Source organism: Pseudescherichia sp. (assembly GCF_031987975.1).
Taxonomy (GTDB): Bacteria; Pseudomonadota; Gammaproteobacteria; order Enterobacterales; family Enterobacteriaceae; genus Pseudescherichia.
Genome location: NZ_DALZYX010000011.1, coordinates 25,729 through 50,792 on the forward strand (window position 1 = coordinate 25,729; position 25,064 = coordinate 50,792).

Below are 25,064 nucleotides of genomic sequence, written 5' to 3' on the forward strand. Positions count from 1 at the left end.
ACCCTACACATAAGGAACAGAATATGCGTTTGAAACCCTTAGTCACCGCGCTCTGTGCTGGCGCATTGCTTGTCGCAACGCCGTTTGCCCAGGCCAAAGATCTGAAGTCCATCGGCGTGACGGTGGGCGACCTGGCGAACCCGTTCTTTGTCCAGATCACCAAGGGCGCAGAGCTGGAGGCCCGCAAGCTGGCCGGAGATAACGTGAAGGTTACCCTGGTCTCCAGCGGCTACGATCTCGGCCAGCAGGTCTCGCAGATCGATAACTTTATTGCCGCGAAAGTGGACATGATTATTCTCAACGCCGCAGACTCCAAAGGCATCGGTCCGGCGGTGAAGCGCGCCAAAGATGCTGGGATCGTGGTAGTAGCGGTTGACGTGGCGGCCGAAGGGGCCGATGCCACTATCACCTCTGATAACACCCAGGCGGGCGAGATTGCCTGTAAATACATCACCGATCGCCTGAAAGGGAAAGGCGACGTGGTGATCATCAACGGGCCACCGGTCTCTGCGGTGCAGAACCGCGTTGAAGGCTGCCAGACCGAGTTCAAACGCCATCCTGGCATTAAGGTGCTCTCATGGAACCAGAACGCCAAAGGCAGCCGCGAAGGTGGCCTGGAAGTCATGACCTCCCTGCTGGCGGCGAATCCGAAGATCGACGGCGTGTTCGCCATTAACGATCCTACCGCGATCGGGGCCGATCTGGCGGCGAAGCAGGCCCAGCGCAGCGAGTTCTTTATCGTTGGCGTGGATGGCTCGCCGGACGGGGAAGAGGCGCTGAAGCGTGAGAACTCGCTGTTTGTGGCGACCCCGGCGCAGGATCCGCAGGTGATGGCGGCGAAGGCGGTGGAGATTGGCTATGACATCCTGCAGGGCAAGCCCGCCCCGAAAGAGCCGGTGCTGATCCCGGTCACAATGATCGATAAGCAGAGCGTGGCAAACTACAAGGGCTGGACGGTTAAATAACGTAAACGCCGGGTGGCGCAATGTCTACCCGGCCTACGGTTCTGGAGGCCTGCAATATGAAACGCTCCGCGATTAACGAAATTCTTGGCCACACGCGGCAATTTTTCTCCATGCACGACGTGCACCTACCGGCGTTTGCCAGCTTTGCCCCATCCAGATGGCGACAGCTGCCCGCCGATGCCTGGCAGGAGGTGTTCGATCTCCGCCTGGGCTGGGACGTCACCGCCTTTGGCGGAACGAACTTTGCAGCTCAGGGGCTGACGCTCTTTACCCTGCGCAACGGCTCCCCCAGCGGGTCGCCGTGGCCCAAATGCTATGCGGAGAAGATCATGCATGTCCGCGACGGCCAGCTGACCCCGATGCATCTTCACTGGCTCAAGCGCGAGGACATTATTAACCGAGGCGGCGGTAATTTGATTATCGAGCTGTGGAACTCGGGAGCCGACGAGCAAACCGAGCATAGCGACGTGACGGTGGCCATTGACGGCTGTTTGCAAACCCATATGGCTGGCAGCCAGCTGCGCCTGTCGCCCGGAGAGAGCATCTGCCTGCCGCCGAGGCTGTATCACAGCTTCTGGGGAGAGCATGGCTTTGGCGACGTACTGGTGGGCGAGGTCTCCTCCGTCAATGACGATGACAATGACAACCACTTCCTGCAGCCGCGCGACCGCTATAACAGCATTGAAGAAGATGAGCCGGCCCAGCTGGTGCTCTGTAACGAATACTCTCTGTTTCTTCACCCGGTTCCCTAACCAAGGAGGCTGCAATGCCGCTGATCTCTCTCGCCGATGGTCTGAAACATGCTCGTGTGCACCAGTATGCGCTGGGTGCCTTTAACGTGCTGGATACCCACTTTCTGCGGGCGCTGTTTGCCGCTGCAAAGCAGCAGCGCTCGCCGTTTATTATCAATATTGCCGAAGTGCACTTTAAGTATCTGTCGCTGGATACGCTGGTGGAGGCGGTAAAGTATGAAGCCGCCCGGCACGATATTCCGGTGGTGCTCAACCTCGATCACGGCCTGCACTTTGAGGCGGTAGTCCAGGCGCTGCGCCTCGGTTTTACCTCCGTCATGTTTGACGGCTCGACGCTGGACTATGAAGAGAACGTGCGTCAGACGCGGGAAGTAGTGAAGATGTGCCATGCGGTCGGCGTCTCGGTCGAAGCGGAGCTGGGTGCGGTGGGTGGTGACGAAGGCGGCGCGCTGTATGGCCATGCCGACGAGGCCTTCTTTACCGATCCGGCCAAGGCTCGGGACTTTGTTGACCGTACCGGTATCGATGCGCTGGCGGTAGCGATCGGCAACTCTCATGGCAAATACAAAGGTGAGCCGAAGCTCGACTTTGCGCGCCTGGAGGCGATTCGCCAGCAGACTGGCCTGCCGCTGGTGCTGCACGGCGGCTCCGGCATCAGCGATGCGGACTTCCGCCGCGCCATCAGCCTTGGCATTCACAAAATCAATTTTTACACCGGTATGTCCCAGGCCGCGCTGGCAGCAGTAGACAGAAGCATGACCGCGCGGGATCAGATCTATGATGAGTTTGCCGAGCTGATGCTCAGCATCGAGCAGGCGATCACCGACATTGTTGCCGAGCAGATGCGCATCTTCGGCAGCGAGGGGAAAATCTGATGGCACGCAAAGGCATCATCGCGGCGGGCAATATGCTGGTGGATCACGTCCACCAGATTGTGCAGTGGCCGGAGCGCGGCTGGCTGGCGGAAATTGTTCACAGCGAGCGCTCCACCGGCGGCGCGCCGCTGAACGTTCTGCTGACCCTGGCGAAGATGCGCACCGGCCTGCCGCTGCAGGCGGTGGGGCTGGTGGGGGAAGATAACGACGGCGACTACATTATGGCGATGCTGGAGCAGTATCACGTTAACCGCCAGCATGTACAGCGCACCACCTTCGCTCCCACCTCTATGTCGCAGGTTATGACCGATCCCAGCGGCCAGCGCACCTTTTTCCACTCTCCCGGCGCGAACCGCCTGCTGGATCTTCCCGCCTTCGATCGTCTCGACGGTAATATGAAAATTTTCCATCTTGGCTATTTGCTGCTGCTGGATAGCCTGGATATGCCAGACGAGGAGTTTGGCACGCGCAGCGCCCGGCTGCTGGCCCAGATGCACAATTTAGGCTTTGAGACCTCACTGGATCTGGTATCGCGCAAAGGCGACCCCCGCTACCGTCCGCTGGTTAATCCGGCCCTGAAGCATCTGGACTATCTGGTGATCAACGAGCTGGAGGCGGGTGAGTTCAGCGAGCTGGCGATCCGCCACGAAAACGGCGAGCCGCATATCGAGCACATCGCCCAGGCGGCGGCACAGCTGTTGGCGGCTGGCGTGAAGCAGCGGGTGGTGATCCACTGCCCTGAAGGTGCATGGGGGCAAACGCCGCAGGAGCCGGGGTTCTGGCTCCCCTCCTGGCACCTGGCGCAGGAGGAGATTGTCGGTAGCGTCGGTGCGGGAGATGCGTTCTGCGCCGGGTTCCTCTACGGCTGCCATGAAGCCTGGCCGCTAATAGAGAGTATTCAGCTCGCCCACGTCTGCGCCCGCGCCAGCCTGCTTGCCGCTAACGCCATCGACGGAGCGAAAAGCCTGGACGAACATCGGGCGTTTATCCGCGATCGCGCTCAGGCGGCAATTTCGTTATGAACCACGTCGGCGGCGAAAACGTAGCCCAGACCACGGATGGTTTTGATCAACGCGGGCTGGTGCGGGTTCAGCTCGATTTTGCGCCGCAGCCGCATGATCAGCACGTCGATCGTGCGGTCAAAGACCTCCATGCTCTCGCTATGGGTAAGCGCCAGCAGCTGCTCGCGGTTCAGCACCCGGCGCGCATTCTGCACCAGCGCCAGCAGCAGGCCATATTCGCCCTGGGTGAGCGGCGTTAGCTGGCCGTGCGGGTCGTGCAGCTCACAGCGGGTCGTATTCAGGCTCCAGCCGTTAAATGCCATATCCGCCCCTTTCGGCACCGGGACGTCTGCCGCCAGCGCGCCGGTGCGCCGCAGCACCGCCTTCAGGCGGGCTACCACCACCCGTGGGTTAAAGGGTTTAGCGATGTAGTCGTCAGCCCCCATCTCAAGGCCGACCACCACGTCCGACTCGCTGCCCAGCCCGGTGAGCATCACCACCGGCAGCGCCGGACGCACTCTTTGCAGCTGCTGCAGAACCATCAGCCCGTTGGTATCCGGTAGTACCATATCCAGCAGCACCAGCGCTATTTCAGGTTGCTCAGCGGCAAGCGTTAGCGCCTCCCGACCGCTATGGCAGACGTGCACGGCAAAGACATGCTCGTTAAGCACGTCCTGCAAAAGTTCGCAGACTGCCGCATCGTCATCCACTATCAGAATTGCCGGTTTCATCATCTACGCTCGCCCGAGAGACATGCCCTAAGTGTTAGCCATTCTGGTAAGGATCGGGAGCAAATCACACTGCGACGTGCAGGATCTTTAACCGCTGTCACACCCCTTCACCTTTCGACACGTCAAATCTGTCGATGACCTGTTTTTCGTCAGGGTTTTGACCAAAATTCGCCCGTAATATCCGGCAATGCCCACAATAACGATATGGCATGCAAGATGCATAATGGGGCCAGGAGCGCAAATGCGCGCTGTATTTAACTGGAGCAGAAGCGATGAAAAAAGTCGTCACGGTTTGCCCGTACTGCGCCTCGGGTTGCAAGATCAACCTCGTGGTGGACAACGGAAAAATCGTTCGCGCGGAGGCGGCGCAGGGGAAAACCAACCAGGGTACCCTGTGCCTGAAAGGCTATTACGGCTGGGATTTTATCAACGATACCCAGATCCTCACCCCGCGTCTGAAAACACCGATGATCCGTCGCCAGCGCGGCGGCAAGCTGGAGGCAGTCTCCTGGGACGAAGCGCTGTCCTACGTTGCCGATCGCCTGGGCGAAATCAAAGAGAAATATGGTCCGGACGCGATCCAGACCACCGGCTCGTCACGCGGCACCGGCAATGAAACCAACTATGTGATGCAGAAATTTGCGCGCGCCGTTATTGGCACCAATAACGTTGACTGCTGCGCACGCGTCTGACACGGCCCTTCGGTTGCAGGTCTGCACCAGTCGGTCGGTAATGGCGCAATGAGCAATGCCATCACGGAAATTGATAATACGGATTTGGTGTTTGTATTTGGTTATAACCCGGCAGATTCTCACCCTATCGTCGCCAATCATGTGATCCGTGCGAAGCGTAACGGGGCGAAAATTATTGTCTGCGATCCGCGCAAAATTGAGACCGCGCGCATTGCTGATATGCACCTTGCCTTGAAGAACGGCTCGAACATCGCGCTACTTAACGCCCTTGGCCATGTCATCGTTGCAGAGAAACTCTACGACGCGGCGTTTGTGGCCAATCGTACCCAGGGCTTTGATGAGTACTGCAAAATTGTTGAAGGCTACACGCCGGAGTCGGTTGAGGATATTACCGGCGTCAGCGCCCAGGCGATCCGCCAGGCAGCGCGGCTCTATGCCGAAGCGAAAACGGCCACCATTCTGTGGGGCATGGGCGTGACTCAGTTCTATCAGGGCGTGGAGACAGTGCGTTCCCTCACCAGCCTGGCAATGCTCACCGGCAACCTGGGCAAGGCGCACGTCGGCGTCAATCCGGTACGCGGGCAGAACAACGTGCAGGGTGCGTGCGATATGGGGGCCCTGCCGGACACCTATCCAGGCTACCAGTACGTCAGCGATCCGGCGAACCGGGAGAAATTCGCCCGCGCCTGGGGCGTGGAGAGCCTGCCGGCTCACATCGGCTATCGTATCAGCGAGCTGCCGCACCGGGCGGCACGTGGCGAAGTGCGTGCCGCCTATATCATGGGTGAGGATCCGCTCCAGACCGACGCCGAGCTTTCGGCGGTGCGCAAAGGGTTTGAGGACCTGGAGCTGGTCATCGTGCAGGATATCTTTATGACCAAAACCGCGGCGGCGGCGGATGTGATTTTACCGTCAACGTCATGGGGCGAGCATGAGGGCGTCTATACGGCGGCAGATCGCGGCTTCCAGCGCTTCTTTAAGGCGGTAGAGCCGCAGTGGGATCTGAAAACCGACTGGCAGATTATCAGCGAGATCGCCACGCGAATGGGTTACCCCATGCGCTACGCTAATACCCAGGAGATTTGGGATGAGCTGCGCCATCTCTGCCCGGATTTCTACGGGGCAACCTACGAGAAGATGGGCGAGCTGGGCTATATTCAGTGGCCCTGCCGTGACGTTTCCGAGGCCGACCAGGGAACGTCATACCTCTTTAAAGAGAAGTTTGATACCGATACCGGACTGGCGAAGTTCTTTACCTGTGACTGGGTTGCCCCTATTGATAAGCTCACCGATGACTACCCGATGGTGCTCTCTACGGTGCGCGAGGTGGGCCACTACTCCTGCCGCTCAATGACCGGCAACTGTGCGGCGCTGGCCGCGCTGGCCGATGAGCCAGGGTATGCGCAGATTAACACCGCCGACGCTGCCCGACTGGGTATTGAGGATGAGGCGCTGGTGTGGGTCAACTCGCGCAAAGGGCGAATCATCACCCGGGCGCAGGTCAGCGATCGTCCTAATAAAGGGGCGGTTTATATGACCTACCAGTGGTGGATTGGTGCCTGCAACGAGCTGGTGACGGAGAACCTGAGTCCGATAACCAAAACGCCGGAATATAAATACTGCGCCGTGCGCGTCGAGGCAATAGACGATCAGCTGGCCGCCGAACGGTATATTATTGACGAGTACAATAAGCTTAAATCCCGCCTGCGGGAGAGCGCGTTAGGATAAAATAGTGCTGTTAATTAATAGCGGCCTCAAATAAGAGGCCACTATTATATATTTATACGCATTATTAATTGTAACGTTCCGTGAGTGTACTCGAAGAAAAATGCAATTGTCCCACTGAAATTACATTGCTATTTCTCTTTCCTTTTAATGCGGGAGCGATATCATTATTGGCGGGTGCTTAAGGCTTTCTGCCTTAAGCACGCTCAGTGTTATTCCGAAAAACCTTGAGAGTGTTGTGGCAGAGAGTTGAAAGCCCCGGGCAATGTTTTTATTAACCCGGGGCTACTCTCAAACAAAACCCTAGCAGGTTGAGAGTAGCCTCTTACCCTTTTTTTTGCAAGGAGTAAAAGGCATGACGCCATTGAAATACCTGTTAGCCATTCTGTTAGTGGTTTGTCTAACAATTCTGACCTTTGCTTTTATTAATCGCGGCAGGCTTTGCGAGCTGAATATTAAAAACGATCGTCAGGAGGTGGCGGCTAAATTAGCCTGTACCACAGGCTAACTCAGCGGGCGGGGCAACCCGCCCGAATTGCCAGAGTTGTGTCCTTAATGCACCCTTTTATAATTCTCATAAATATATTTACGAAGTTCAAATAATAAAAAACCCGCCGGAGCGGGTTTTTTTAGCAATAAGTAACGATTACTGATTGGCGGTGGTTTTAAATTTACCCAGCGTTTCACGCTCGTAGGCCAGCGCTTTTTGGCTGTCGAACTTGCGTTCCCACTTGGCGATCACCAGCACTGCCAGCGCGTTACCCACCACGTTCAGCGCGGTACGCGCCATATCGAGGATACGGTCAACGCCAGCGATAAACGCCAGCCCTTCCAGCGGAATGCCAACGCTGCCCAGGGTTGCCAGCAGCACCACAAAGGACACGCCCGGTACGCCAGCGATGCCTTTTGAGGTCACCATCAGCGTCAGCACCAGGATGATCTCCTGGCCAAGGGAGAGGTCAATGCCGTAGAGCTGGGCAATAAAGATAGCGGCGATGCTCTGGTAGAGCGTAGAGCCATCGAGGTTAAAGGAGTAGCCGGTAGGCACCACGAAGCTGGTAATAGACGCCGGTGCGCCATAGGCTTCCATCTTCTCAATAATACGCGGCAGCACGCTCTCAGAGCTGGCGGTGGAGTAGGCCAGAATCAGCTCGTCCTTCAGGATGCGGATCAGCGTCCAGATGCTCAGTTTGCACATCCGCGCCACCGCGCCCAGCACCACCAGCGCAAAGAACAGGATCGCCATATAAACCAGGATCACCAGCTTGGCGAGCGGCCACAAGGAGGCGAAGCCGAAGTTGGCCACCGTCACCGAGATCAGGGCAAACACACCTACCGGTGCGTAGCGCATCACCATGTGGGTGACTTTAAACATGGTCTCTGAGATAGAGCGGAATACGGTCACCAGCGGATCCCGGTGTGCAGCAGGCAGGGACGACAGCCCGAGGCCAAACAGCACCGAGAAGAAGATGATCGGCAGCATATCGCCCTTCGCCATTGAAGAGACGATATTGGTCGGGACCAGCGAAAGGATGGTGCCCATCAGCCCGTGGGCATGACTCTGCACTTCCGCCGTGGTGCTCTGGTATTTTGAAATATCCACCGTCGCCAGCTGCGTCATATCGATGCCCGCACCCGGCTGGAACACGTTAGCCAGCGTGATACCCAGCACGATGGCAACGGTAGTGATGATTTCAAAATAGAGAATGGTTTTAACACCGATACGCCCAAGCTGCTTCGCGTCGCCCACGCCTGCGATGCCCACAACCAGCGTGGAGATGACAATCGGAACCACGATCATCTTGATCAGATGGATAAAGATATCGCCCGCCGGTGAGAGCAGGTTTGCAATAAGCCACTCACGGCTATCACTTTGGTAATGCAGGTAACTACCCAGCAGAATACCCAGCACAAGGGCCAGCAAAATTTGCCAGGCCAGGCTGACTTTCAAATTTTTCATAACTACAGACGTCCTCAATGAAGCACCATTCCGTGTACCGGAACGATACATACTGAAAGGGGTGTGATTAGCGTTGCTTAGTAAAGCGGGGTTTTTAAACGCGCATTATCAGTACCATTTGCATGGTATCAAGTGCAACCCTTTAAGATGAGGGTCTTTCACCGCTAAAGTGCATAAGAAGCGCTTTTTATCCCACTATTAATGCATAACTATATGTTATGGATGAGCTTTTCGTCACATTTCTCACAAGCATCACTAATTGTGATTATTTACCTTCAAAGATTCATTTGCTGAATTTTCAACCATTCAAACAATGCGTGATCTTCCGCCCAAAAAGTAAACAAAGCCAGGCTTCACTCTTCCCTTAACGTTTCCGTGACATATCCTTAACATCTTACAAGGAGAACAACAGCCATGAGCCAAATACATAAACACGCTGTTCCCGCCACTATCGCGGAAAATTGCCTGATTAACCCGGAGCAGTATGAGGCGAAGTATCAGCAATCCGTAAGCGATCCCGACGCCTTCTGGGGCGAAGAGGGTAAAATTCTGGACTGGATCCGGCCTTATCAGAAGGTGAAAAACACCTCCTTTGCACCGGGCAACGTCTCTATTAAATGGTATGAGGATGGCACGCTCAACCTGGCCGCTAACTGCCTCGACAGGCATCTGGCCGAGCGCGGCGACCAGACAGCGATTATCTGGGAGGGCGACGACGCCCAACAGAGCAAACATATCTCGTATCGCGAACTCCACGCTGATGTCTGCCGCTTTGCCAACGCCCTGCTGGCGCTCGGTATCAAAAAAGGCGACGTAGTGGCGATCTATATGCCGATGGTGCCGGAAGCGGCGGTGGCGATGCTCGCCTGCGCGCGCATCGGTGCTATTCACTCCGTTATCTTCGGCGGTTTCTCACCGGAAGCGGTGGCCGGACGCATCATCGACTCCAGCTCGCGACTGGTGATCACCGCCGACGAGGGCGTTCGCGCCGGGCGCAGTATCCCGCTGAAAAAGAACGTCGACGACGCGCTGAAAAACCCTAACGTTACCACTATCGAACACGTGGTGGTGCTCAAGCGTACCGGGGGCAATATTGAATGGCAGGAGGGGCGCGATCTCTGGTGGAGCGACGTAATGGCGCAGGCCAGCAGCGAGCACCAGCCGGTAGAGATGAATGCCGAAGATCCGCTTTTTATCCTCTACACCTCCGGCTCGACCGGTAAGCCCAAAGGGGTGCTGCACACCACCGGCGGCTATCTGGTCTATGCAGCCACTACCTTTAAGTATGTCTTTGACTACCATCCGGGCGAGATCTACTGGTGCACCGCCGACGTTGGCTGGGTTACCGGCCACAGCTATCTGCTCTATGGTCCGCTGGCCTGCGGGGCGACTACCCTGATGTTTGAGGGTGTGCCAAACTGGCCTACCCCAGCGCGCATGGCTCAGGTGGTTGATAAGCATCAGGTTAATATTCTTTACACCGCACCAACGGCGATCCGCGCCCTGATGGCGGAAGGTGACAAGGCGATTGCCGGTACAGACCGCTCGTCGCTGCGCATCCTCGGCTCGGTAGGAGAACCAATCAACCCGGAAGCATGGGAGTGGTACTGGAAGAAGATTGGTAACGAGAAGTGCCCGGTGATCGACACCTGGTGGCAGACCGAAACCGGGGGCTTTATGATCGCCCCGCTGCCAGGTGCCACCGAGCTGAAAGCCGGCTCCGCTACCCGCCCCTTCTTTGGCGTCCAGCCTGCACTGGTGGATAACGAAGGTACGCCGCTGGAGGGGGCCACCGAAGGCAACCTGGCGATAGTTGACTCCTGGCCGGGACAGGCGCGCACGCTGTTTGGCGACCACGAGCGCTTCGAGCAGACCTACTTCTCCACCTTTAAAAACATGTACTTCAGCGGCGACGGCGCACGACGCGACGAGGACGGCTACTACTGGATCACCGGCCGCGTCGATGATGTGCTCAACGTCTCCGGCCATCGCCTCGGCACGGCAGAGATCGAGTCCGCGCTGGTCTCGCACCCGAAGATCGCCGAAGCGGCGGTAGTGGGTATTCCTCACAATATCAAAGGTCAGGCGATCTACGCCTACGTCACCCTGAACCACGGCGAAGAGCCGTCCCCGGCGCTCTACACCGAAGTGCGCAACTGGGTACGCAAAGAGATTGGCCCGCTGGCTACGCCGGATGTGCTGCACTGGACCGACTCGCTGCCGAAAACGCGCTCCGGCAAAATCATGCGCCGTATTCTGCGTAAGATTGCCGCGGGCGATACCAGCAACCTCGGTGATACGTCGACGCTGGCCGATCCGGGCGTAGTGGAAAAACTGCTCGAAGAGAAGCAGGGCATCACCATGCCATCGTAACGGTGTCATCCCCACCCTCTCCCGCACGGGAGAGGGAATAATAAAACCCCTCCCCTACAAAATACGTCTGGAGACTCTGTGATGAATAACGATATTTGTCAGCAGATTGAGAATAGTGCGCACTACAGGGAGCTTGTCGATAAGCGGCAACGGTTTGCCTTTATCCTCTCACTTATCGTACTGGTCATGTACATCAGCTTTATTATGCTGATCGCCTTTGCGCCAGGCTGGCTGGGTACCCCGCTGCATCCGGGAACCAGCGTGACGCGCGGCATCCCTATTGGCATCGGCGTTATCCTGATCTCGTTTATTCTGACCGGCGTCTATGTCTGGCGCGCAAACGGCGAGTTCGATCGCCTCAACAGTGACGTTGTCCGCGAGGTAAAAGCATTATGAAAAGGATCCTGATAGCGCTGCCCGCCGCGCTCCCTTTTACCGCCGGCGCTGCGGATGCGCTTACCGGTGCGGTACAGCGCCAGCCGACCAACTGGCAGGCGATTATCATGTTTGTCATCTTCGTGGCTATGACGCTCGGCATCACTTACTGGGCCTCAAAGCGCACCCGGACGCGAAGCGATTACTACACCGCAGGGGGTAATATCACCGGCCTGCAAAACGGCCTGGCCATCGCCGGGGACTATATGTCAGCGGCATCGTTTTTAGGTATCTCCGCGCTGGTGTTTACCTCCGGCTACGATGGCCTGATCTACTCCCTCGGCTTCCTCGTCGGCTGGCCGATTATTCTGTTCTTAATCGCCGAACGCCTGCGTAACTTGGGACGCTACACCTTCGCCGACGTTGCTTCCTACCGGCTGAAACAGGGACCGATCCGCATCCTCTCCGCCTGCGGCTCGCTGGTAGTGGTCGCCCTCTACCTCATCGCTCAGATGGTCGGCGCGGGCAAGCTGATCCAGCTGCTGTTCGGCCTCAACTATCACATTGCGGTGGTGCTGGTGGGCGTATTGATGGTGATGTACGTCCTGTTTGGCGGCATGCTGGCCACCACCTGGGTACAGATTATCAAGGCGGTGCTGCTGCTGTTTGGTGCCAGCTTTATGGCCTTTATGGTGATGAAGCACGTCGGCTTCAGCTTCAATAACCTGTTCAGCGAGGCGATGGCGGTGCACCCGAAAGGAGAAGCCATTATGAGTCCCGGCGGACTGGTGAAGGATCCGATCTCGGCCCTCTCTCTCGGCCTTGGCTTGATGTTTGGTACTGCCGGGCTGCCGCACATCCTGATGCGCTTCTTCACCGTCAGCGATGCCCGCGAAGCACGGAAGAGTGTCTTCTACGCCACCGGTTTTATGGGTTACTTCTACATCCTGACCTTTATTATCGGTTTCGGGGCGATCATGCTGGTAGGGGCCAACCCGGTGTTTAAAGACGCTGCGGGCGCGCTGATCGGCGGTAACAACATGGCGGCGGTGCATCTGGCTAACGCGGTGGGCGGTAGCCTCTTCCTGGGCTTTATCTCTGCCGTGGCCTTTGCCACCATTCTGGCAGTGGTGGCTGGCCTGACGCTGGCAGGGGCTTCGGCGGTATCGCACGATCTCTATGCCAACGTCTTCCGCAAAGGTGCCTCCGAGCGCGACGAGCTGAGAGTATCGAAAATCACCGTGCTGGTGCTCGGTGTAATAGCGATCCTGCTCGGCATTCTGTTTGAGAACCAGAACATCGCCTTTATGGTGGGCCTGGCCTTCTCTATTGCCGCCAGCTGTAACTTCCCTATTATCCTGCTCTCCATGTACTGGTCGAAGCTTACTACCCGTGGCGCAATGATCGGCGGCTGGCTGGGTCTGCTGACCGCCGTGGTGCTGATGGTTCTCGGCCCGACGATCTGGGTACAGATCCTCGGCCATGAGAAAGCCCTCTTCCCGTATGAGTATCCGGCACTCTTCTCCATCGCCGTGGCGTTTATCGGCATCTGGGTGTTCTCCCTGACCGACAACACGGCGGAAGGCAAGCTGGAGCGTGAGAAATTCCGCGCCCAGTTTATCCGCTCGCAAACCGGGCTGGGTATTGAGCAGGGCCGCGCACATTAATCCCCTTATCCCCGGTCATTCTGGCCGGGGATCACAGTTCTCTTCTCACAATCGCGATACAGTATCCCAATCTATTTGAAACGTTGTTTTAATACGAGAGGATACGATGAAGCGATATGCCCTTGTCGGAACCGGAGGTCGGGCCGGACTATACATCTCTGCTATTGGCGGACAGTGGCGCGAAACGGCGCAGCTGGTGGCCTTCTGCGACACTAACCAGACGCGTATGGATTATGCCAATCAGCTGCTGCAAAGCAGCGACAGCGAGCCGGTATCAACGTGGAAAGCAGAACAGTTTGACGCGATGATCCGTGAAACGCGACCGGATACCATTATCGTGACCACCATGGACCGTACCCACGACGACTATATCGTGCGGGCGCTGCGGGCCGGGTGCGATGTCATCACTGAAAAGCCAATGACCATTGATGAGCAACGCGCCTTACGTATCCTCGACGCTATCGAAGAGACGGGCCGCAGCGTGCGCGTAGCCTTTAACTACCGCTATGCCCCGCACCATAGCAAGGTACGCGAGCTACTGATGAACGGTACGATTGGCGAGGTCTACTCCGTCCATTTTGAGTGGTTGCTCAATACCGAGCATGGCGCGGACTACTTCCGCCGCTGGCACCGGGAGAAGCGCAACAGCGGCGGCCTGCTGGTGCATAAATCCACCCACCACTTTGACCTGATGAACTTCTGGCTGGGGAGCTACCCCGAGCGCGTCTATGCCGAGGGCGGACTGCGCTTTTATGGTAAAGAGAATGCCGAGCGGCGCGGCGTCACGCAGTTCTATCCCCGTGCCCACGGCTATGAGCAGGCGAAAGCGGATCCTTTTGCACTGCACATGGCCGACAACGCCCAGCTGAAAGCGCTCTACCTCGACGCCGAGCATGAGGATAACTACTTCCGCGACCAGAGCGTCTTTAGCGACGGCATTACCATTGAGGACACCATGTCGGTGCTGGTGAAGTACCAAAACCGGGTACAACTAACCTACTCCCTGAATGCCTATCTGCCCTGGGAGGGCTTGAACGTCGTGTTTAACGGCAGCGCGGGACGGCTGGAGATGAAGCTGGTGGAAAAGTCTTACGTTAACGCCGGCGGCGCACGCGAGAACGAAGGGAGCCTGGAGGGGTGCGACATCACGGTCTTCCCGATGTTTGCCGCGCCGTGGAAGGCGGAGTTCACCGTTGGCGAGGGCGGCCATGGCGGTGGGGATAATGCCATGCTGGCGGACCTGTTCGGCGAGCCGGGAGACGATCCCCTCAAGCACGCCGCCGACCACCGGGCGGGAGCGATGTCAATCCTTACCGGCATCGCCGGGAATATTTCGATGCAGCAGCAGCGCCCGGTTAACTTCCGCGAGTTTGAGCTGGTTGCCCGCCTGAAGTAGACCTCACGCCGCTGGTCAGAACATCACTTTTGCCACCAGCGGCGCAATCAGCACCATCACCACGCCAGAGAGCATCATCACAAGGCTGGCAACGACGCCCTCCTGCTGGCCCAGCTCGTAGGATCGCGCCGTACCCGCTCCGTGCGAGGCTGCACCAAAGCCCGCCCCTTTCGCCATCCCTTCCCGGATGGCGAGGCGCAGAAACAGCATATCCCCCACCGCCATGCCGAAGACACCCGTGACCACCACAAACAGCGCGACCAGATCCGGCTGGCCTCCCAGCGGCCCGGCGGCCGCCAGCGCAAAGGGCGTCGTAACTGAACGCACCGCCAGGCTGCGCTGGATCTCATCCGGCAGGGTAAACAGACGCGCCAGCCATACCGAACTGGTCACCGCCACCACCGTTGCGGTAATTGTCCCGGCGGTGAGCGACATCCAGTGACGCTTGATCATCGGCAGGTTGTCATAGACCGGCACGGCAAAGGCGATGGTCGCCGGGCCGAGCAGCCACAGCAGCCAGTGCGCTTCACCCATATAGTTCTGGTAGGAGATATGGCCAAACACCAGCATTAGCACCAGCACAATCGGCGTGCAGACCAGCGGCATAAGGGGCAGCGTGCGAAAGCGGCGGTAGAGCCTTTTATTGGCAAAGTAGATGAGCAGCGTGACGGCCAGGCAGAGCAGACCCATTTGAAAGTCAGTCATGGCCGCTGCCTGCGAAGTTCGTAGCGGTAGACTTTATCCACTACCCAGGCCGTTGCCCCAAGCACCATCAGCGTGCTGAGGGCGATGACGGCGAAAATACGCCAGCCGTCGATCAGCAGCAGCTGGGCGTAGTTCACCACCGCTACCACCGCAGGCACAAAGAAGAGCAGCATCTCTGCCAGCAGCCAGCTTGCTCCGGCCCGCACCCATTTCAGGGGAACGATGCGGCACATCACCAGCGAGAGCAGAATGATCATGCCCACCAGGTTAGCGGGCAGCGGCAGGCTGAGCCATTGCACAAGGTACTGGGCCATGACAAAGAGTCCGGCATAGAGCAGCACCTGCAGTGGGATTTGCAGTCGGCGCAGAAGAGCAGGCGTAACACGGCTTAACGCCACGTCCATCAGGATATGTCCAGGAAATGTGATCGGAACGACAGTATAGTGAGCCGTCTTCCCAGATAGAAATGAATTAAACTCATCGCAAACATAGTTGAAAGGAATAGCCATGGATATCAGAACGCTGCGCTATTTTGTGGAGGTCGTGCGCCAGCAGAGTTTCACCCGTGCAGCGGAGCGGCTGTTCGTCACCCAGCCCACTATCAGCAAGATGCTGAAGAACCTGGAGGATGAGCTGAACGCCACTCTCCTGATCCGCGACGGGCGCAGGCTGCTGCTCACCGATACCGGCCGGGTGGTCTTCGAACGTGGCCAGGCGATCCTTGCCGAGTTTCGCCAGCTGGAGGCTGAGCTGGACGATATTCAGCACCTCAACAAGGGGATACTGCGGCTGGGCATACCGCCAATGGTAGGTATGCTGATGGCCGGGCCGATTAGCCTGTTTCGCCAGCGCTATCCTGGCGTGGAGCTGAAAATTGCCGAATTTGGCGGCCTGACCGTTCAGCAGGCGGTAATGAATGGTGAGCTGGATCTGGCGATGACGGCGCTGCCGGTAGAGGAAGAGAGCGCCCTGACCACCCTACCGCTCTTTAGTCACCCCCTGTGCGTGCTGGTCCCGCGTTCTGGCGACTGGCTGAAGTGCGAGGCGGTGTCGCCCGAGATGCTGGCCGAGCATCCGCTGCTGATCTACAACGAGGACTTTGCCCTCAGCCAGCAGCTGATGCGGCTTTTCAACCAGCACAACGTGAAGCCGCGTATCGCCGTGCGCAGCGGCCAGTGGGATTTTCTTGCCGCAATGGTGCAGGCGGGGGTGGGGATTGCGATTTTGCCGGAGCCGATCTGCCAGCGGCTGGATAAGCAGACGCTGCGCTGGATCCCTTTGCAGAGCGATCTACAGTGGCAGCTAGGGATGATTTGGCGTGAGGGGGTCTATCTGTCGCACAGCGCCCAGGCATGGCTAACGTGCTGTGAGGGGTTCTGGTTACCGCCGCAGTAATAAACGCCGGGCAAGCTTGCGCCGCCCGGCATCCTCGCTCTACTTATTCTCGATGAGCAGCGCTTCCAGCAGATCGAGATCGTGCAGCATCTTCTGCATCGTCTCATTGCTAATTTGGCGCGTTGCCCGCAGGTGGTACAGCTCGGCACGCTCGGAGCGCAGCGCCGCCAGACGGAAGCGCCGCTCGAGGTTCTCCTCCTGCATCGATCCTTCGGCGTTATTACGCCCGTCGGCCCGGCGGCGCAGGTTACCGATCACCCGCGAACTGACTTCGGTAAGCAGCTGGTTATCGATATTCTCTTCGCTATTGGTAGCAAGACGCTCCTGCATCTTCTGGATTGCCACAATCGCCACCTCGGCGGTCACCGAACGGGCCAGCCGCTCCTCCTTCGCCTGCTGAATATGATCGCCCACCTCCATATGCTGAAGCAGGATCGGCAACATCACCACACCAACAAACAGCGAGAAGAGGATCACGCCGGCAGCGAGAAACACCAGTTCGTAGCGGGCCGGGAAGACATTACCGTCCGGCAGCAGCAGCGGGATAGAGAGCACGCCCGCCAGGGTAATCGCCCCGCGCACCCCGGCGAAAGAGGCGATCAGCAGCTCGCGGGTGCTCCAGGAGCCAAACTCCATCGGCTTCTTGGTCAGGAAGCGCTGGCTAAATTTCTTCATTGTCCATAGCCAGCCGAAACGCACCAGCATTAGTGCGGCATAGATCAGTACGATGTCAGTAAACAGCATCCAGGTTTCAACGTTCGGATCCGCCTCGGCGGCCACCAGCGAGGACTCAAGGATCCCCGGCAATTGCAGGCCCAGCAGCAGGAACACCATGCCGTTGAAGACAAACTCCAGCATCGCCCAGGTGCTGTTAGCCCGCAGGCGCATCGCCAGCGGCGCACGGCGCATCACCCCGGAGCGGGTAATGGTCATCCCCGCCGCCACGGCGGCCAGAATGCCTGAGAAGCCAATATGTTCCGCGATCAGGTAAGAGGCAAACGGCAGCAGGAACAGCAGCACGATCTGCGTTGCTGGCTCATCGCCGCCCCAGCGGCTGAGGAAGCGCAGCGAGCGACCGTACAGCCAGCTAACAATAAAGCCCGCCAGGATGCCGCCCACCGCCACCTTGAGGAACTCTACCGAGGCGCCGCCGACGGTAAACACCATCGTGCCCATCGCCACTGCGACGGCAAACTTCAGCGATACCAGGCCGGAGGCGTCGTTCATCAACGCCTCGCCCTGCAGGATGCCCATGATTTTTTTTGGGATGCGCCCCTCCCCGACGATGCCGGAGAGCGCCACGGCGTCAGTAGGTGACAGCACTGCCGCCAGCGCTAACGCCGGTACCAGCGGAATGCCTGGTACGATCCAGTAGATGAGAAAGCCGATACCGACGACGGTGACCAGCACCAGCGCCAGCGCCAAACCAAGGATCTCTCGCCCGTGTTCAAGGAACTCCCGCGTTGGCGTTTTCCACCCGTCGGCGAACAGCAGCGGCGGAATAAACAGCACCAGAAACAGCTCTGGATCGAACTCAACGTGCAGGCCGAAGGTCGGCAGCGCCAGCATCGCACCGATAGCAATCTGCATCAGCGGGAGCGGGATCTGGAACGGCAGAACGCGCGTGATGACGCCGGAGAGAGAGACCACAAGGGTCATAATGAGAATGGTAAAGAATATTTCCATGCGTTCCCTGTTTGCGATGTTTTTTATATCGAGAGGTGACGAACGATGACGAGGCATCATGCCTCTCATAATAGAACATGCAGGTTAACGCAAAGGAAACAGGATGTGCCTTAAAAAAATAAAAATGGGCGGCCAGAGCCACCCATTTTAAGGGGCTGTGAAGCTTAGATTGCCCAGCCGCCTGCGTAGAAAGCAACCAGCGCGATGGCGATCACCACCGTGCCGATATTCAGACGACGCCACTCGCCGGAGACGATACGGCCAATCACCAATGAGGCGAAGCCGATCATGATGCCGGTAACAATGTTACAGGTCAGCACGATAAAGACGGCGGTGATCAGACCGGCCATCGCATCAACGAAATCGGCAAAGTCGATTTTCGCCACGTTGCTGAGCATCAGCAGGCCAACATACATCAGCGCCGGAGCGGTGGCGTAGGCCGGAACCAGGTAAGAGAGCGGCGAAAGGAACAGGATCAGCAGGAACAGCACCCCGACGGTAATCGCCGTCAGGCCGGTTTTACCCCCTGCCGCCGTACCAGCCGCCGATTCGATATAGACCGCAGCCGGAGCCGCGCCTACCAGACCAGAGAAGACGCTGCTCAGGGAGTCGGTGGTCAGCGCTTTACCGCCGTCGATAATCTGGCCGTTTTTATCCAGCAGGTTAGCCTGCCCGGCCACGGCGCGGATGGTGCCGGTGGCATCAAATACTGCGGTCATCACCAGCGCCAGCACGCTCGGCAGTACCACCGGGTTCAGCGCGCCCACGATGTCGAGGCTACCGATCAACGAGTTGCCTTTATCGTCGCTCAGGGACGGCATGGCGAAAATACCAGAGAAGTGCACGGCCGGATCGAAAATCAGGCCCACAATCGACACGCCGATGATGGTCAGCAGGATACCGCCCGGCACCTTCAGCTTCTCAAGGCCGATAATGACCGCCAGGCCAATCAGGGACATGATCACCGGGAAGCTGGCGAAGTTGCCCAGCGCCACCGGCAGACCTTCAATCGGGTTTTTCACCACAAGGCCGACGCCGTTGGCAGCGATCAACAGCAGGAACAGGCCGATACCGATACCGGTGCCGTGCGCCACGCCCTGCGGCAGGTTGCGCAGGATCCAGCTACGAATGCCGGTGGCGGAGATGACGGTAAACAGCACGCCCATCAGGAACACTGCGCCCAGGGCGACCGGAACGCTGATCTGCTGGCCCAGCACCAGGCTGAAGGCGGTAAAGGCGGTCAGCGAGATGGCGCAGCCAATCGCCAGCGGCAGATTCGCCCACAGCCCCATCACGATCGAGCCGAGACCAGCCACCAGGCAGGTCGCAACAAACACTGCGGCGGGTGGGAAACCCGCTTTCCCTAACATCCCTGGGACGACGATGACGGAGTAGACCATCGCGAGGAAGGTGGTTAAGCCAGCGACCACTTCCTGGCGAACGGTGCTGCCACGAGCAGAAATTTTAAACAAAGCGTCAAGCGAACCGCCGGTACGCGCCGAAGGCGTAGACATAGAAAACATCCCCTGAAGAGTTTTATTTTTCGTTGGTTAACGTGGTGGGCAATCCTCTACCCGTTAAACGTCATCATTCCGAAACAGGTTGTGGCTAAGCAGAGCCACAAAAAGCAAACGTTTAACTCCGCGCAAACAAAACGGCTGTAAAAAAGGCAAACGATTATCTAGCCTTCACAGGGGGTATTTCAACTTAACTTTGCCGGTTTTTACTAAATTTCCCTTATGACGATGAAAAACCAGGCAGAGGATGCGCAAACGTTATCGTCTATGCGCAACCTTGCAACATTTTTAGCCGGGTTCTGATCCGTTGGCGTGAAACCATCATTTTTTGGAATGATTACGCGCCGGGCAGCTCAAAGGGACCGCCCTGAGCGATGGCGCGCTGCCAGGCCGGACGGGATTCAACGCGAGTTTTCCACGCCTGCAGGTTAGGCAGATGATCGACGCCGCCGCGTGCCAACAGAGCAAACACCGGGAAGCTCATCTGAATATCTGCCATGCTGGGCTGCTCGCCGGTAAACCACGGCTGGCTGCCGAGCTGGGACTCAATGTAGCGAGCATGGGTTTCAATCTGCTTATTAAGATACGCCTTCTGTACCCCCTCTCCCAGCGCCTTGCCAAGGGTGCGCAGGCCAAAGGGCACCGGCGGTTTACCGAGGCTACCAAACACCAGCTTCATCAGCAGCAGCGGCATTAAAGAGCCTTCGGCATAGTGTAGCCAGAAACGATACTGGAGCTTTTGCTGGATATCCGTCGGCTTAAGCTGACCACGGGTATCGTAGGTCTCCTGCAAATGCTCCAGGATCGCCCCGGACTCGGCAATAATTGTACCGTTATCATCCAGTACCGGCGATTTCCCCAGGGGATGCACCTTCTTCAGCGCCTCCGGAGCCATCATCGTTTTTTCACGCTGGTAGCGGACAATTTGATAGGGCAGGCCCAGCTCTTCTAAGGCCCAAAGGACGCGTTGCGAACGCGACTGGTTAAGATGGTGTACGGTGATCACGGTTTTCTCCCGGGTTTATGCCAGTAACGCCTTGTCTGGCCTGCGTTCATGTTTACTAACTATAGAAAACTGCACATGATGCGCGAAAAATTTCGGCAAAACAGAGGGCCACCTCTCTGGCAATCTCGGCCTGGTGGCATAGACTAAAAGTGTCAACACAAACCGGAACCTCAACAACGCGTTCGAGCGAGGGGTGTCGATGTCGGGGGAAACCCTCCTGTAAAATGAGCGGGATAGAGTGAAAGACAAAGACCGGAAATAACTAAAGCGCCCTTGTGGCGCTTTAGTTTTATTTGTCGTTTGCCTCGTCCTCTAACAGCCGGGCACCTGTTCCCTCCTCCCCCAACCTGTCGCCTGGGTTACGCAGCGGACAATCGCTGCGCGAGAGGCAGCCACAGCCGATGCAGCCGTTAAGATCGTCGCGCAGCGCCTCAAGGGTGTGGATACGTCTGTCCAGCTCTTCACGCCACTGAGAAGAGAGTTGCTCCCATGTTTTCGCACTTAGCGTGTGGCCCGCAGGCAGTACGCTCAGGGCTTCGCCGATGGTGGCCAGCGGGATGCCGATGCGCTGAGCAATTTTAATAATAGCGACGTAGCGCAATACATCACGGGCATAACGTCGCTGATTACCCTCGTTACGCACGCTCTTAATCAAGCCCTTACTCTCATAAAAGTGCAGGGCTGAGACCGCAACCCCGCTACGCTTCGCGACCTCGCCAGGCGTCAGCATGGCTTTAATACGCGGCAATTTCTTTTCCATAAAGCGCTTTACCTCAAGTTAACTTGAGGAATTATACTCCGCTTCAGACCAAACGACGACTTCAGCACTGAAAAAGAGGCAGCAATATGTCCCATCAGCAAATTATTCATACGCTTACCGAATGGATTGATGAACATATCGACCAACCCCTGAACATTGATGTAGTGGCGCAGAAATCTGGATACTCTAAGTGGTATTTGCAGCGGATGTTTCGTGCGGTGACTCACCAGACGCTCGGAGACTATATCCGCCAGCGGCGCCTGCTGATGGCGGCGGAAGCGCTACGTACGACGAAGCGGCCAATCTTTGATATTGCGATGGAGCTGGGGTATGTGTCGCAGCAAACCTTTTCCCGTGTGTTTCGCCGGGAATTTGACCGGACGCCAAGCGACTACCGCCATCAGATGTAGCGAGGGGCGGATCAGCGCAGCGGCTGTCGCAGCCACTCCATAAAGTCTTGCGGCGACAGCGCCTTCGCGAAGTACCAGCCCTGGCAATACTGCACGCCACGTTTTAGCAGCCAGGTCACCTGCTCTGAAGTTTCAACGCCTTCAGCAATAATCTTGAGGCGGAGACTTTGTGCCATCTCGATGATGTGTTCCGCAATCAGGTGGCTGGTGCTGTTGGTTGTCAGCGTATCGATAAAGGATTTATCGATTTTCAAAATATCGACGTTCAGTGAATAGAGATTATGCAGGTTGGAATAGCCGGTGCCAAAATCATCGATCGCGACTTCATATCCGGCATGACGGAATGCCTGGATCACCGGCGTTGTTTTCGGCACATCAATAAATCCACGCTCGGTGACCTCAATCTTAATTTGTTGCGCCCGCACGTCATGCTGTTGGGCTTTATCAGAGATTAAAGCAATCAGGCGTGAGGAGTGAAAGTCTGATGCGGACAGGTTAATTGAGATATAGAGCTGCGGATTCTCTGATAAGAAGCGGCCTAAATCAGCGAACACTTCCTCAACGGCATAATCGGTTACCCGCTCAATCAGCCCCTCTTTTTCCGCCAGCGGAATAAATTCCGCCGGACTCATCACTTGTCCCTCAAAACCCGGCCAGCGTAATAGGGCTTCAGCCCCCACGCACTGCCCGGTTTTAATATCAATAATTGGTTGATAATTGAGCCGCAGCTGACGTTTTAACAAAGCGCGATGCAGCAAGCGGCGCGGCGAATTAAATTCCTGTTGGGTCCGGGACCACATCAGCAAAATAATAATGCTGCAAATCATCCCCAGCGGCAGGGTAAGCGTTGCCTGATGATAGAGAAACTGGAAATAGCGATCGCTAGAGGTTGAAACAATAATCGCAATTGGGCGTTTTTCCGAGTGCGCGATGGTATAGAAGCGTCCCCCTTGCTGGAAAGTAAAGTCGTTATTCTGTATTAGACCTGCCAGCAGCCGGGCATCCGCCGTCGGGCTAACTGAGAAGAACGCTTTGGTCACCGTATCGTATACGCCGTAGGCCAGCGAATGGTCATCCGACATCACCTCGCTGTAGGCCAGCGGATTGACTACCATTGCATAATGGCCACGCTGCATATAGACCATCTTATAGCCAGAATAAAACGGGGTGTCACGATAATAGTAGTTGGAGATATCCGGAGAGCGGGTATATTCCGCTGCGTGAATAATATATGGCTCAGCGGGTGCCATTGAGGTAGAACATAAAAAACGATTGCCGTTGGCGTATATTATATCAGCAACGTAGAGCTGCCCACGAATAATATTGAGCATATTATAGCGATGCGCCGGCGAGCAGATCCTGCCGTTAAATTTTTCTGCTTCGCTGCGGGCAATATCAACCTGCTGGATAACCAGCTCGGTTTTATCCAGGGCAAGTTGGGCAAATGAACGCAGCTGTATGCCGGTCTCTTTAACGGCGCGGAGGTGAGCAAACCATAGCGCCAGCATCACAGGCAGCAAAACTACCATGATGATCCCGACAATCCTTAGCGCCTTGCGGCGTGCGCTATGATTCATTTCCGCCCTATATCCCTGCTTTATGTGTGCCTGCATTGACGGCAGGAAGCTTTGATAAACAGGTGATTACGTTGCATGAATCATCCGACATTAGCAACCGACTTTTATCATTAAAAACCTAATATTTGGTTATGACGATAATATTTGTCCGTAAGCCAAACTAAAAGTGTTCGTCCTGTTTATATTAAGGGAAATAATTATCCAGCGGTCGCTGGGGGTTTTCCGTTAACGCAACAGGGGATCGTTGATTAAGGCAAACTGTCAGGGCGATAAAAACGCGGTCCCTGCGTTTATTTTTTCGTCTGTAGAAGCCTGCTTTGAGTGAATAATGTTCTTGCTCTATACCCACACATACAGCATGGATAAAAAACGCGCGAAAAACCGTTACGCGACTGGCTAATAAAAGAACAAACGTGATATAGTTCACATATCTTATGAAACCAAATGAGCGTTTCATTTATCCTGTCTGTTCCTGCGAGCCTTACCCTAACAAAAGCGGCCCGCACACGTGTGAGGTTACAAACGATGGCCACCTTTACGACTAGCGTTGTTCTGCTGCGCTGGCAGCTCATGAGCGCAATCCTGATGTTCATGGCCAGCTCGCTGAACATCAGGTTCCGTAAATCCGACTATATTGGGCTGGCAATTGTCAGCAGCGGTCTTGGCGTTGTGGCTGCCTGCTGGTTTGCCACCGGGCTGCTGGGTATTACTCTGGTTGATGTCTCCGCTATCTGGCACAACATCAAAAGCGTAATGGTTGAGGTTGCCAGCCATGCGCCGCCGGAGTGGCCTATGGTGATAACCTGAGTTAAAAAAACAAAAAACCCCGACGCGTCGGGGTTTTTATTGGCTTACGCTAGTTCAGCGCAGGATCAGAACGGGATATCGTCGTCGAAATCCATCGGCGGCTCGTTAGACGGTGCCGGCGCGGACTGCTGCGGACGCTGCTGTGCGCCGCCGCTGAACTGGTTCTGGTTGCCGCCCTGCGGCTGCTGAGGCTGACCCCAACCACCCTGCTGGCCACCGCCCTGCTGACCGCCTGCCGGTGCACCGCCGCCCTGACGGCCGCCGAGCATCTGCATGGTGCCGCCCACGTTCACTACTACTTCGGTCGTGTACTTTTCTGCGCCGGACTGATCGGTCCATTTGCGGGTGCGCAGGGAGCCTTCGATGTAGACCTGAGAACCTTTACGCAGATATTCACCAGCCACCTCGGCCAGTTTGCCAAACAGCACAACCCGGTGCCATTCGGTCTGCTCTTTCATCTCACCGGTCGCTTTATCACGCCAGGATTCGGAAGTAGCCAGCGTAATGTTGGCTACTGCGCCACCATTCGGCATGTAGCGTACTTCCGGGTCCTGGCCCAGATTACCGACGAGAATCACCTTGTTTACGCCTCTGCTGGCCATGGTTGTGTCTCCTGAATACGTTTCTTAATCTCAATAGTGTAAGCGCGCGATTGTAACTTACCAAGCGACGCTTTGATACCTTGCGAG

At 56.8% G+C, this 25,064-nt stretch carries 23 protein-coding genes; 13 read left to right on the top strand and 10 right to left on the bottom strand.

The window, feature by feature from the left end:
• Positions 1-23 precede the first annotated feature (23 nt).
• The 4 genes from RTN40_RS18135 to RTN40_RS18150 are packed head-to-tail and all read left to right on the top strand — an operon-like array spanning position 24 to position 3,614.
• Positions 24-965, top strand: coding sequence for an ABC transporter substrate-binding protein (locus RTN40_RS18135; protein ID WP_312214253.1), 942 nt, complete (start codon positions 24-26; stop codon positions 963-965).
• Between the two features lie 56 nt (positions 966-1,021).
• Positions 1,022-1,717, top strand: a complete 696-nt coding sequence (locus RTN40_RS18140; RefSeq protein WP_312214255.1) for a D-lyxose/D-mannose family sugar isomerase — start codon at positions 1,022-1,024, stop codon at positions 1,715-1,717.
• A 14-nt stretch (positions 1,718-1,731) separates the two neighbouring features.
• On the top strand, positions 1,732-2,592 hold the full coding sequence (locus tag RTN40_RS18145; RefSeq protein ID WP_312229689.1) for a ketose 1,6-bisphosphate aldolase: 861 nt from the start codon (positions 1,732-1,734) through the stop codon (positions 2,590-2,592).
• On the top strand, positions 2,589-3,614 hold the full coding sequence (locus RTN40_RS18150; protein WP_312229742.1) for a carbohydrate kinase family protein: 1,026 nt from the start codon (positions 2,589-2,591) through the stop codon (positions 3,612-3,614). The genes RTN40_RS18145 and RTN40_RS18150 overlap by 4 nt, the downstream gene beginning before the upstream one ends.
• Here RTN40_RS18150 and RTN40_RS18155 read toward each other — a convergent pair.
• Positions 3,593-4,324: a response regulator transcription factor gene (locus RTN40_RS18155; RefSeq protein WP_312229743.1), complete on the bottom strand. Its 732-nt coding sequence runs from the start codon at positions 4,322-4,324 to the stop codon at positions 3,593-3,595. The two genes, RTN40_RS18150 and RTN40_RS18155, sit on opposite strands and share 22 nt — an antisense overlap.
• Positions 4,325-4,596: 272 nt before the next feature.
• Here RTN40_RS18155 and fdhF point away from each other — a divergent pair, with 272 nt between their 5' ends.
• Together fdhF and RTN40_RS18165 are read left to right on the top strand one after the other, a co-directional pair.
• The gene (gene fdhF / locus RTN40_RS18160) at positions 4,597-6,744 is read left to right on the top strand and encodes a formate dehydrogenase subunit alpha (protein WP_312229690.1); all 2,148 of its coding nucleotides are present in this window, start codon (positions 4,597-4,599) and stop codon (positions 6,742-6,744) included.
• A 352-nt stretch (positions 6,745-7,096) separates the two neighbouring features.
• Positions 7,097-7,249 (top strand): Hok/Gef family protein, encoded by a 153-nt coding sequence (locus RTN40_RS18165; RefSeq protein WP_312229691.1) that lies wholly within the window; start codon positions 7,097-7,099, stop codon positions 7,247-7,249.
• A gap of 138 nt (positions 7,250-7,387) precedes the next feature.
• Here the strand turns inward: RTN40_RS18165 and gltP are convergent, their stop codons facing one another.
• The gene (gltP, locus tag RTN40_RS18170; protein ID WP_312229692.1) at positions 7,388-8,701 is read right to left on the bottom strand and encodes a glutamate/aspartate:proton symporter GltP; all 1,314 of its coding nucleotides are present in this window, start codon (positions 8,699-8,701) and stop codon (positions 7,388-7,390) included.
• Between the two features lie 414 nt (positions 8,702-9,115).
• On the opposite strand from gltP, the gene acs reads away from it, so the two are divergent.
• The 4 genes from acs to RTN40_RS18190 all read left to right on the top strand — a co-directional run bounded on the left by acs (position 9,116) and on the right by RTN40_RS18190 (position 14,512).
• Complete coding sequence (gene acs / locus RTN40_RS18175) at positions 9,116-11,074, top strand: acetate--CoA ligase (RefSeq protein ID WP_312229693.1); 1,959 nt, start codon at positions 9,116-9,118, stop codon at positions 11,072-11,074.
• Between the two features lie 81 nt (positions 11,075-11,155).
• Positions 11,156-11,470, top strand: a complete 315-nt coding sequence (locus RTN40_RS18180) for a DUF485 domain-containing protein (RefSeq protein WP_312214312.1) — start codon at positions 11,156-11,158, stop codon at positions 11,468-11,470.
• Complete coding sequence (gene actP, locus RTN40_RS18185; protein ID WP_312214314.1) at positions 11,467-13,116, top strand: cation/acetate symporter ActP; 1,650 nt, start codon at positions 11,467-11,469, stop codon at positions 13,114-13,116. Before RTN40_RS18180 ends, actP begins: the two co-directional genes overlap by 4 nt.
• Before the next feature lie 106 nt (positions 13,117-13,222).
• The gene (locus RTN40_RS18190) at positions 13,223-14,512 is read left to right on the top strand and encodes a Gfo/Idh/MocA family oxidoreductase (protein WP_312229694.1); all 1,290 of its coding nucleotides are present in this window, start codon (positions 13,223-13,225) and stop codon (positions 14,510-14,512) included.
• Between the two features lie 15 nt (positions 14,513-14,527).
• On the opposite strand, the gene RTN40_RS18195 is transcribed toward RTN40_RS18190, so the two are convergent.
• Together RTN40_RS18195 and RTN40_RS18200 are read right to left on the bottom strand one after the other, a co-directional pair.
• A complete protein-coding gene (locus RTN40_RS18195) occupies positions 14,528-15,217 on the bottom strand; it encodes an LrgB family protein (protein ID WP_312229695.1) in 690 nt (229 codons plus the stop codon).
• On the bottom strand, positions 15,214-15,621 hold the full coding sequence (locus RTN40_RS18200; protein ID WP_312229696.1) for a CidA/LrgA family protein: 408 nt from the start codon (positions 15,619-15,621) through the stop codon (positions 15,214-15,216). The genes RTN40_RS18195 and RTN40_RS18200 overlap by 4 nt, the downstream gene beginning before the upstream one ends.
• A gap of 103 nt (positions 15,622-15,724) precedes the next feature.
• On the opposite strand from RTN40_RS18200, the gene RTN40_RS18205 reads away from it, so the two are divergent.
• Positions 15,725-16,612: a LysR family transcriptional regulator gene (locus tag RTN40_RS18205; RefSeq protein WP_312229697.1), complete on the top strand. Its 888-nt coding sequence runs from the start codon at positions 15,725-15,727 to the stop codon at positions 16,610-16,612.
• Positions 16,613-16,651: 39 nt separating this feature from the next.
• On the opposite strand, the gene RTN40_RS18210 is transcribed toward RTN40_RS18205, so the two are convergent.
• From RTN40_RS18210 to soxR, 4 genes are all read right to left on the bottom strand, one after another.
• Entirely contained in the window at positions 16,652-18,298 is a 1,647-nt protein-coding gene (locus RTN40_RS18210) for a Na+/H+ antiporter (RefSeq protein WP_312229698.1), read from the bottom strand.
• A gap of 164 nt (positions 18,299-18,462) precedes the next feature.
• Positions 18,463-19,812, bottom strand: coding sequence for a guanine/hypoxanthine transporter GhxP (gene ghxP, locus RTN40_RS18215; RefSeq protein WP_312229699.1), 1,350 nt, complete (start codon positions 19,810-19,812; stop codon positions 18,463-18,465).
• 340 nt (positions 19,813-20,152) lie between these two features.
• Positions 20,153-20,821 (bottom strand): glutathione S-transferase, encoded by a 669-nt coding sequence (locus RTN40_RS18220; protein WP_312229700.1) that lies wholly within the window; start codon positions 20,819-20,821, stop codon positions 20,153-20,155.
• A gap of 289 nt (positions 20,822-21,110) precedes the next feature.
• Positions 21,111-21,581 (bottom strand): redox-sensitive transcriptional activator SoxR, encoded by a 471-nt coding sequence (gene soxR / locus RTN40_RS18225; RefSeq protein WP_312229701.1) that lies wholly within the window; start codon positions 21,579-21,581, stop codon positions 21,111-21,113.
• Positions 21,582-21,667: 86 nt separating this feature from the next.
• On the opposite strand from soxR, the gene soxS reads away from it, so the two are divergent.
• Complete coding sequence (gene soxS, locus RTN40_RS18230; protein WP_312214331.1) at positions 21,668-21,991, top strand: superoxide response transcriptional regulator SoxS; 324 nt, start codon at positions 21,668-21,670, stop codon at positions 21,989-21,991.
• Positions 21,992-22,002: 11 nt separating this feature from the next.
• Here soxS and RTN40_RS18235 read toward each other — a convergent pair whose 3' ends face one another.
• Positions 22,003-23,568 (bottom strand): EAL domain-containing protein, encoded by a 1,566-nt coding sequence (locus RTN40_RS18235; RefSeq protein ID WP_312229702.1) that lies wholly within the window; start codon positions 23,566-23,568, stop codon positions 22,003-22,005.
• Positions 23,569-24,093: 525 nt separating this feature from the next.
• On the opposite strand from RTN40_RS18235, the gene RTN40_RS18240 reads away from it, so the two are divergent.
• Positions 24,094-24,375 (top strand): YjcB family protein, encoded by a 282-nt coding sequence (locus tag RTN40_RS18240; protein WP_312229703.1) that lies wholly within the window; start codon positions 24,094-24,096, stop codon positions 24,373-24,375.
• A 65-nt stretch (positions 24,376-24,440) separates the two neighbouring features.
• Here the strand turns inward: RTN40_RS18240 and ssb1 are convergent, their stop codons facing one another.
• Positions 24,441-24,977: a single-stranded DNA-binding protein SSB1 gene (ssb1, locus tag RTN40_RS18245; protein ID WP_103818716.1), complete on the bottom strand. Its 537-nt coding sequence runs from the start codon at positions 24,975-24,977 to the stop codon at positions 24,441-24,443.
• Positions 24,978-25,064: the final 87 nt, after the last annotated feature.

Excerpts from the sequence above, each read along its gene's own strand:
- RTN40_RS18135 (WP_312214253.1), top strand. The coding sequence starts at position 24 with ATGCGTTTGAAACCCTTAGTCACCGCGCTCTGTGCTGGCGCATTGCTT.
- RTN40_RS18140 (WP_312214255.1), top strand. The coding sequence starts at position 1,022 with ATGAAACGCTCCGCGATTAACGAAATTCTTGGCCACACGCGGCAATTT.
- RTN40_RS18145 (WP_312229689.1), top strand. The coding sequence starts at position 1,732 with ATGCCGCTGATCTCTCTCGCCGATGGTCTGAAACATGCTCGTGTGCAC.
- RTN40_RS18155 (WP_312229743.1), bottom strand. The coding sequence starts at position 4,324 with ATGAAACCGGCAATTCTGATAGTGGATGACGATGCGGCAGTCTGCGAA.
- RTN40_RS18165 (WP_312229691.1), top strand. The coding sequence starts at position 7,097 with ATGACGCCATTGAAATACCTGTTAGCCATTCTGTTAGTGGTTTGTCTA.
- gltP (WP_312229692.1), bottom strand. The coding sequence starts at position 8,701 with ATGAAAAATTTGAAAGTCAGCCTGGCCTGGCAAATTTTGCTGGCCCTT.
- acs (WP_312229693.1), top strand. The coding sequence starts at position 9,116 with ATGAGCCAAATACATAAACACGCTGTTCCCGCCACTATCGCGGAAAAT.
- RTN40_RS18180 (WP_312214312.1), top strand. The coding sequence starts at position 11,156 with ATGAATAACGATATTTGTCAGCAGATTGAGAATAGTGCGCACTACAGG.
- actP (WP_312214314.1), top strand. The coding sequence starts at position 11,467 with ATGAAAAGGATCCTGATAGCGCTGCCCGCCGCGCTCCCTTTTACCGCC.
- RTN40_RS18190 (WP_312229694.1), top strand. The coding sequence starts at position 13,223 with ATGAAGCGATATGCCCTTGTCGGAACCGGAGGTCGGGCCGGACTATAC.
- RTN40_RS18195 (WP_312229695.1), bottom strand. The coding sequence starts at position 15,217 with ATGACTGACTTTCAAATGGGTCTGCTCTGCCTGGCCGTCACGCTGCTC.
- RTN40_RS18200 (WP_312229696.1), bottom strand. The coding sequence starts at position 15,621 with ATGGACGTGGCGTTAAGCCGTGTTACGCCTGCTCTTCTGCGCCGACTG.
- RTN40_RS18205 (WP_312229697.1), top strand. The coding sequence starts at position 15,725 with ATGGATATCAGAACGCTGCGCTATTTTGTGGAGGTCGTGCGCCAGCAG.
- RTN40_RS18210 (WP_312229698.1), bottom strand. The coding sequence starts at position 18,298 with ATGGAAATATTCTTTACCATTCTCATTATGACCCTTGTGGTCTCTCTC.
- ghxP (WP_312229699.1), bottom strand. The coding sequence starts at position 19,812 with ATGTCTACGCCTTCGGCGCGTACCGGCGGTTCGCTTGACGCTTTGTTT.
- soxR (WP_312229701.1), bottom strand. The coding sequence starts at position 21,581 with ATGGAAAAGAAATTGCCGCGTATTAAAGCCATGCTGACGCCTGGCGAG.
- soxS (WP_312214331.1), top strand. The coding sequence starts at position 21,668 with ATGTCCCATCAGCAAATTATTCATACGCTTACCGAATGGATTGATGAA.
- RTN40_RS18235 (WP_312229702.1), bottom strand. The coding sequence starts at position 23,568 with ATGAATCATAGCGCACGCCGCAAGGCGCTAAGGATTGTCGGGATCATC.
- RTN40_RS18240 (WP_312229703.1), top strand. The coding sequence starts at position 24,094 with ATGGCCACCTTTACGACTAGCGTTGTTCTGCTGCGCTGGCAGCTCATG.
- ssb1 (WP_103818716.1), bottom strand. The coding sequence starts at position 24,977 with ATGGCCAGCAGAGGCGTAAACAAGGTGATTCTCGTCGGTAATCTGGGC.